This window comes from Microcystis sp. LSC13-02 (genome assembly GCA_002282935.1).
Classification (GTDB): domain Bacteria; phylum Cyanobacteriota; class Cyanobacteriia; order Cyanobacteriales; family Microcystaceae; genus Microcystis.
Genome location: MTBT01000301.1, coordinates 1 through 6766 on the forward strand (window position 1 = coordinate 1; position 6766 = coordinate 6766).

Annotated in this window: 8 protein-coding genes; 5 read left to right on the plus strand and 3 right to left on the minus strand. The window is 44.3% G+C overall.

The features are described from left to right. The first annotated feature begins 636 nt into the window (after nt 1-636). Nucleotides 637-1602, plus strand: a complete 966-nt coding sequence (locus BGL89_RS18780) for a M48 family metallopeptidase (protein ID WP_286827040.1) — start codon at nt 637-639, stop codon at nt 1600-1602. 207 nt (nt 1603-1809) lie between these two features. Further along, entirely contained in the window at nt 1810-2076 is a 267-nt protein-coding gene (locus BGL89_RS18785) for a DUF6761 family protein (RefSeq protein WP_045356196.1), read from the plus strand. 81 nt (nt 2077-2157) lie between these two features. Here the strand turns inward: BGL89_RS18785 and dacB are convergent, their stop codons facing one another. Next, nucleotides 2158-3045, minus strand: coding sequence for a D-alanyl-D-alanine carboxypeptidase/D-alanyl-D-alanine endopeptidase (dacB, locus tag BGL89_RS18790; protein WP_286827041.1), 888 nt, complete (start codon nt 3043-3045; stop codon nt 2158-2160). A 91-nt stretch (nt 3046-3136) separates the two neighbouring features. Further along, on the minus strand, nt 3137-3262 hold the full coding sequence (locus tag BGL89_RS18795) for a hypothetical protein (protein WP_286827042.1): 126 nt from the start codon (nt 3260-3262) through the stop codon (nt 3137-3139). 63 nt (nt 3263-3325) lie between these two features. Between BGL89_RS18795 and BGL89_RS18800 the strand changes: the two genes are divergently transcribed. The 3 genes from BGL89_RS18800 to BGL89_RS18810 are packed head-to-tail and all read left to right on the plus strand — an operon-like array spanning nt 3326 to nt 4769. After that, entirely contained in the window at nt 3326-4267 is a 942-nt protein-coding gene (locus BGL89_RS18800; RefSeq protein WP_286827043.1) for an ABC transporter ATP-binding protein, read from the plus strand. A gap of 8 nt (nt 4268-4275) precedes the next feature. Then, on the plus strand, nt 4276-4449 hold the full coding sequence (locus BGL89_RS18805; protein ID WP_286827044.1) for a hypothetical protein: 174 nt from the start codon (nt 4276-4278) through the stop codon (nt 4447-4449). A gap of 2 nt (nt 4450-4451) precedes the next feature. Continuing rightward, nucleotides 4452-4769, plus strand: coding sequence for a 2Fe-2S iron-sulfur cluster-binding protein (locus BGL89_RS18810; protein WP_158200850.1), 318 nt, complete (start codon nt 4452-4454; stop codon nt 4767-4769). Nucleotides 4770-4850: 81 nt separating this feature from the next. On the opposite strand, the gene pyrG is transcribed toward BGL89_RS18810, so the two are convergent. Then, complete coding sequence (gene pyrG, locus BGL89_RS18815) at nt 4851-6491, minus strand: glutamine hydrolyzing CTP synthase (RefSeq protein ID WP_286827046.1); 1641 nt, start codon at nt 6489-6491, stop codon at nt 4851-4853. Nucleotides 6492-6766 lie beyond the last annotated feature (275 nt).

Genomic DNA, 6766 nt, shown 5'->3' on the forward strand with positions numbered 1-6766 from the left:
CCGGTGCGGAACCCCGCAAGGGAAAGAAGCAGAAACCTAAATCGTGAGGTTTGGGAATCACCGTCCGTTTACGGCGGTGAGGATGTCAACACGGACAGCTGAAACTGCGCGTGCGGGTCGTGCGGTCTTCTCCTCCCCAACGGGGGTTGGGAGGTAGAACCCCGCAAGGGCTTGGATTGAGCGATAAAATCGGAAGTAATAAGTAGGTGGCTGTTAAAAATTGTCAGACACCCCCCTGATTAAGCTATCCCTTATAGGGAGCTTTCTTAACAATTTTGTCAGTAAGCACTCCACCCTTATCCGGACTTTATTTCAGTTTTTTCTTTGTCAGTAAGGGGGTCAACAAGGAATATTACAGATTATTAACCGAGTCTTGAAAGCCTTGTGCTACAAAGGGTTGAAATCTTAAGAAAGATCTGACCAATGGACAGGGGGGGACCAAAGACAAAATCTATCTTCAATTTAATTGAAACCACTTACTTACTAATATCATTTTTCAAAAGTAATGACAGACTTAGTTGATCATTTCAAAGCGCAATTGCTCTCGGAGAAGGGAATTGCGCTCTCAGATGTTAGTCACGATTATTGAAAATTGGTATAATTTAGGAGAAATTTTGACTTTCTTATTCTATTAATATGCCAACTTATCCTGATATCTCCAGTCAAGCTTTTAAACATCCCCTAGATCAGCAAGCTGAACAGGCCTTAAGATCAGTTCCGGGGTTTGACTTATTAGCGAAAAGTTTTTCCGAATATCTCTATGAACGTCCCCAGCAAATTTTATTAATGGGCAATGATCTAAAAGTCGGCCCGCGTCAATACGCCACTTTATACGGTATATATCGCCAATGTCTGCGGGATTTAGATATGTTCCCAGAACCGAATCTTTATGTCAGTCAAAACCCTTTAGCCAATGCCTATTCTTTGGGTTCGGAACATCCCTACATTGTCTTTAATACTGCCCTTTTAGACCTCTTAGATGAAGAAGAGATTCGGGTAATTCTTGCCCACGAATTAGGTCATTTAAAATGCGATCATAGTATTTTAATTCAAATGTCTTTTTGGGTGATGGGGGCGGCTAATTTGCTTGGGGACATCACCTTAGGACTAGGAAAAGCCATTACTACCGGTCTAGTTTATGCCTTTTATGAATGGCGCAGAAAAGCAGAATTATCAGCAGACAGAGCCGCTTTATTAGTTAGCGATGATTTAAATTTAGTCCTGAGAACTTTAATGAAATGTGCAGGAGGAAGTCAAAAATACCTGCATGAATGCAACTTAGAAGAATTTATTCGCCAAGGAGAAGCCTACCGACAATTAGACCAAGATAACTTAAACCAGATTTATAAATTTCTCATTTATAATGGCGGTAATGGTTCCTTTTTAACCCATCCTTTTTCCGTGGAAAGAGTGCATTATCTACAGGAATGGTTTAACTCGGAATCCTATCGTCAAATTCGCCGGGGAAACTATGCCAAAACAGGGGTAAAAAGCTCAATTAATGTTGATGCTCATGATAGCGAAAGCGAAAGATTGAGGCGACAAATAGCAGAACTACAAGCAGAAATTGAACGGGCAAAAAGACAAAGAAACCACGAATAACCTATACGAAGGCGGTCGGCAGCTTTGTTCTCCCCACACCCTACTTCCCCCACACCCCACACCCTTTACTGATCACTGAAAATTCCCTCCTCTGTGTTTTGCCGATTTGGTGGGTACAATAGAGATATCGGAGACTGAGAATAGCAATTCTCCCTACGATTATCGATAAACACTTACCCCCACTCTCTCTTTTTTGTTCTACTGCCCATGCTCCAAGATACCCAATCTATTCGTTACTATCAAAGACTAACCGATGACATGGTGGATCTTTGGCACCGTGGCTCGCGTTTTGATGAGATCCGGCTATATGTAGAAGGCTATTTAGCCTGTTTACGCGATTCTAATTCCATAGAACCCTATCTAATTCATCGTCTCGAAGAAGAAATATTTCGCTTCTTGCGAGATCCCTCTAATTTTGAATATCTCTCCCCCCAAACCCAAACCCAAACCGAAGCAGATTATGGCTATTATTAACCTTTACTCTTGCCTCATCTCCACAAGCAATTTAAATGCGCGGACAGCTGATCAGGACAATTGGGGATTTTTACCAGAGAGCTACTGAGCTTGACAGGAACGAGATTGGGTCATCTGTAGGACAATAGTATCGATCGCTTTCACCAGGGACTGTCCAGAAACCCGTTGATTATTAACGATAATGCTAAATAACATCTGTCCTTGGTTGGGGTGTTCTAGATAGCCCGATAAGGCCCGCACACCAGTAAGAGTGCCGGTTTTAGCGTAAACTGTACCAGTAGCGGCCGTCTGACGCATTCGGTTTCTCAGGGTGCCACTAATTCCCGCTACCGGTAAGGAAGCATAGAAAGTGTCTCGATTAGGAGAATAATACATCACCCGCAAAATTTCCACGATCGAGCGGGGAGTAGCGGTATTATGGCGGGATAATCCCGAACCATCGGCTAAACGAAAACCACTGGGATTGATGCCCAATTGTGCCAAGATGGCAGTAACATTTTTAGAACCGCCGATAAAGCGAAAAAGAGTTTCAGCGTAGAAATTATTACTTCTCTGATTAGTGATATTAACCCAATCGCGCAGGGATTTTTTCTGAATCGTCGTTTCCGGGTTCATCACCTGTAAAGCGGCAGCCGTGGTAAATAACTTTGTATTAGAAGCAGGGATAAAATAGCGATCAGCGTTATGACTATAAATAACTGTTTGGCGATCGAGAGATTCGATTAATATACCCCACTGATTGGGAGCTTGACTAATAATTTTATCGATATTTGCCCCGATCAATTGAGTACAGGTATTATTGGTGTTATTGCTTTCTGGAGGGGGAACGTATAATTCTATGGATTCGTTCGACGAGGAAGGATAGGGATAAACAGACAGATTAACTTGAGCGATGCTAGGGTAGGCCAAAGCGATAGTGGCTACACTAGCCACTGTCAACGAATTGAGGCAATTGAGGAGTTGTTTCATGCTGTGTTTGTGTAAGAGTCTGGTTTTCGTAAGCGTTCGCACCATTGTACCAGTTGTCGCTCAAGTGTCAAAGTTACCTTTCTAACAGATTTTAGCGGCCGATTCTCACCAATGCCAGAGAAGAAAGCTTGTGATAGCCCGGAACTGCACCGATACCCCTTCTCAAGACCGGTTGGGATTTTTCTGGGTTCCAAAATCGTGCTATTTTGATAGCCATGATATTACTGCTGACAATTTGGGGATAATAAAAGCAAAGTGTAGGAGAGATGATTCCAAAACAATGACGAATAGCAGCTGTCAAACTGTGCTAGAGACGTTAAACTTACAAAAAACTTATCGGACGGGATTCTGGTTAGATAAAAAAATCGAATCCTTGAAAAACTGCACTTTAATTGTCCATGAGGGCGAAACCTTTGGATTATTAGGCCCGAACGGTGCGGGCAAAACCACGCTCTTAAAAACCCTTTTGGGGATTGTCCGACCCACTTCCGGACGGGCCTTGATTCTCGGTCAGCCAATTGGCGATCGCTCGGTCAGGCAACGCATCGGCTATCTTCCCGAAAATGCCTACTACTACGACTATCTCACCGGCTGGGAATTCCTACAATTAATCGCCAGCATTTTTGAAATTCCCGCTTCTGTGCAGAAAAAACGCATTCCTGAATTATCGGATTTAGTGGGATTAGACCGCAAAACTGCCCAGAAAAAGCAATTGCGTCAATATTCTAAGGGGATGATGCAACGGATTGGTATAGCCCAAGCATTAATCAATGATCCCGAATTAGTCTTTCTCGATGAACCGATGTCGGGACTGGATCCTATCGGTCGCTATCAGGTGCGAGAAATTATTCAATCCCTCAAACAACAGGGGAAAACTATCTTTTTTAACTCTCATATTCTCTCCGATGTGGAACAAATTTGCGATCGCATTGCCCTGTTGGCCCGGGGAGAATTACTCTGTGTTGGTTCCCTCGACCAAATTCTCGGTCGTGCTGATGTCTATCAGGTGATTGTTCAAGGTGGGAGGGAAGATCAACTACAGCAATGGATACTCGGTTTGCATTGGCGCGATCATTGTTGGCACGGACAATTACAGGGAGAACCCGATGCTTTTCTGGCTGCCCTGTCTAGTATCGATGCTCGCTTGATTAGTCTTAATTTAGCTCGTGCTTCCCTAGAAGAATTTTTTATCGACCAATTACGTCAGCGCGGTATTACCTAAAATGTCGGATGAATGCCCCCGCTACATTTTTCGACAAGATACTCACCGGCGTTGCTGATTTGAGATATGAATCTTCTTTTGTGGGATTTTTAAAACCTAGACCCAAACTAACTTTTGGATGGGTGCAAGGTTGTCAAACGCCGAATGATAAAATAGGTGAAGTTCAAAGCATCATTGATTAGCTATGACCACAACCTACAAAGTAGAAATTTCTCATTTAGGAACAACACAAACGATCGAAGTTAGGGAAGATCAAACTATACTACAAGCGGCCTACGATGCGGGAATCGACTTACCCAGTTCTTGCAATGCGGGCGTATGTACTACCTGTGCCGCTCAACTTTCCCAGGGTAGCGTCGAACAAAGTGATGGCATGGGATTATCCCCCGACCTGCAAAAAGAAGGCTATGCTTTGTTATGTGTGGCCTATCCTCGCTCGGATATTAAACTGGAATCTGGCAAGGAAGAAGTAGTTTATCAACGTCAATTCGGAAAACCCTAGGCCAAACTGGGGTTAAGATGACAAATTTTCGGGGGTTTCCCCCCAAAAAACCAGATTTTGAGCCAATCAGACCAGCAAATCCTAACCAATAGCTGAATGCTGACTACTCAGGGAGAACTTTTGCTCTCTACCCTTGAGGGCCGCTTTCATGAAACCATAAAAGAGAGGATGAGCTTTATTGGGACGGGAGCGAAATTCGGGGTGAAATTGGGTAGCAATAAAGAAAGGATGTTTTGGTAGTTCGATAATTTCCACCAAACGACCATCAGGAGAAGTGCCACTCACCAGATAACCAGTCTCGAAAAAGAGACTACGATAGGCATTATTGAACTCGTAACGGTGACGATGGCGCTCATAGATAACCTCTTGACCGTAGAGGGAGAAAGCCAGACTATCGGGATTTAAACGACAGGGATAGAGACCTAAGCGCATTGTTCCCCCTAAATCTACCACATCTGCCTGTTCTGGCAGTAAATTAATCACCGGATTCGGTGTATCTTCTTCAAATTCGGAACTATTGGCCCTTTCTAATTGGGCCACATTGCGACCCCATTCGATAATCGAACACTGCATCCCTAAACAGAGACCCAAGAAAGGAATATTATTGACCCTAGCATACTCGATCGCCTTAATTTTGCCATCCACACCCCTAATACCAAAACCACCGGGTACAACAATACCGTCAACACCGCTTAAATGAGCTTCGGCCGAATCATTATCCACATCTTCGGCACTTACCCAACGCAATTCTATCTCGCTATCAAGGGCAATAGCAGCGTGTTTGAGGGCCTCTACCACCGAGAGATAAGCATCCCCCAACTGCACGTATTTACCAACGATAGCTATCTCTAATTTTTGACCGGGGGATTGCATCTGTCGGATGAGATTTTCCCACTCCTCCAGATGGGGGTATCGGGGACCCAGGTTTAATAATTCTAGGGTTTGTTGCGCTAATCCCTCTTTTTCCAGATTGAGGGGAACTTCGTAGATACTGCTGGCATCCTGAGCGGTAATCACCGATTCCACCGGCACATCACAGAAAGCTGAGAGTTTTTCTTTTAACCCCGGTTGTAGGGGTAGATGACAACGACAGACTAACACATCCGGTTGAATGCCGATCGATCTTAATTCCTTGACCGAGTGTTGCGTCGGTTTAGTTTTCATCTCCTTGGCGGCCGGAATCCAAGGAATTAGGGTAACGTGCATATAAACTACGTTATTTCGACCCACATCCTTCCTAAATTGTCTAATTGCTTCTAAAAAAGGCAAAGATTCGATATCTCCCACCGTACCACCAATTTCTGTGATGACAATATCGGGGTTGGTATCTTTGGCCACCCGAAGAATCCTTTCCTTGATTTCGTTGGTAATATGGGGAATTACCTGCACAGTTCCCCCCATATAAGCACCACGGCGCTCTTTATTCAATACCGCTTGATAAATCGAGCCTGTAGTCACGCTATTGAGACGGGAGAGTTCCGTATCGGTAAAACGTTCGTAGTGGCCAAGGTCGAGGTCGGTTTCGGCCCCATCATCGGTGACAAATACCTCTCCGTGTTGAAAAGGACTCATCGTACCCGGATCCACGTTGATATAGGGGTCTAATTTCAGAATTGAGACGGAATAATCCCGACTTTTCAACAATCTTCCTAAACTAGCGGCGACAATTCCTTTCCCAATACTGGAGACGACTCCCCCGGTGACAAAGACAAATTTACTCATAAAATTTTTCCTGCGATCGATTATACCCGGCAAGGGGTGAGAGTTTTCGGGATGCGGCGGTGTCATTTTCCCAGATTTCATTATAACTGGAGGATATATACCCCGATCCTCGTTTTAGCTCCCTCTCCACAATCTATTGCACCACAGCTTCATCCCGATCATTTGACACTCCCCGCTCTAAAGAGACGGTGATTCCCAAACCTCACGATTTAGGTTTCTGCTTCTTTCCCTTGCGGGGTTCCGCACCTGCCTTAACAGATTTACTCTGTTCTGGT

Coding starts and splice junctions, on each gene's coding strand:
- BGL89_RS18780 (WP_286827040.1), top strand. CDS start 637: ATGCCAACTTATCCTGATATCTCCAGTCAAGCTTTTAAACATCCCCTA.
- BGL89_RS18785 (WP_045356196.1), top strand. CDS start 1,810: ATGCTCCAAGATACCCAATCTATTCGTTACTATCAAAGACTAACCGAT.
- dacB (WP_286827041.1), bottom strand. CDS start 3,045: ATGAAACAACTCCTCAATTGCCTCAATTCGTTGACAGTGGCTAGTGTA.
- BGL89_RS18795 (WP_286827042.1), bottom strand. CDS start 3,262: ATGGCTATCAAAATAGCACGATTTTGGAACCCAGAAAAATCCCAACCG.
- BGL89_RS18800 (WP_286827043.1), top strand. CDS start 3,326: ATGACGAATAGCAGCTGTCAAACTGTGCTAGAGACGTTAAACTTACAA.
- BGL89_RS18805 (WP_286827044.1), top strand. CDS start 4,276: ATGAATGCCCCCGCTACATTTTTCGACAAGATACTCACCGGCGTTGCT.
- BGL89_RS18810 (WP_158200850.1), top strand. CDS start 4,452: ATGACCACAACCTACAAAGTAGAAATTTCTCATTTAGGAACAACACAA.
- pyrG (WP_286827046.1), bottom strand. CDS start 6,491: ATGAGTAAATTTGTCTTTGTCACCGGGGGAGTCGTCTCCAGTATTGGG.